The sequence below is a fragment of the Streptomyces sp. MBT53 genome (genome assembly GCF_016654115.1).
In the GTDB taxonomy this organism is placed as follows: domain Bacteria; phylum Actinomycetota; class Actinomycetes; order Streptomycetales; family Streptomycetaceae; genus Streptomyces.
The window spans coordinates 1-378 of sequence record NZ_JAEQAZ010000526.1; the positions used below are offsets into that span (position 1 = coordinate 1).

General features: G+C 72.0%; 1 protein-coding gene. It reads right to left on the reverse strand.

The features are described 5' to 3' along the window. Positions 1 to 378, reverse strand: a 378-nt coding sequence (locus tag JHN45_RS52600) for a hypothetical protein (RefSeq protein WP_201056616.1), incomplete at both ends; no start/stop codon positions are given.

Genomic DNA, 378 nt, shown 5'->3' on the forward strand with positions numbered 1-378 from the left:
ACGACTGTTCGGGGGTCGGAGGACTGTCGTGGACGTCACTGGACAACCCCGGCAGCGCGGCGGTGGCCGACACCTGATCGGCCGCGGCCTGAATCTGCGCGGTGACGGCGGCGACGACCCGCCCGTTGCGCCGCGTGACCTCCTTCTCGGCCTCGGTCACGCGGCCCTGGGCGATGGTCTCCTGCCGCCTGGCGTCCCGCAGGTTCCGCTCCTGGAGGAGCACGTCCGCCGCGTCCTGCCGGGCCTCCTCCACGGCCTCCTCGTGCTTCCCCTCCTCCTCGCGGATACGGGTCGGGCCCATCTCGACGATGTGCTCCGCCCGGTCCAACTCGGTCTGTTCGGCGGTGAGTTGGGTGGTGGCCTGCCGGATCGCGTCGT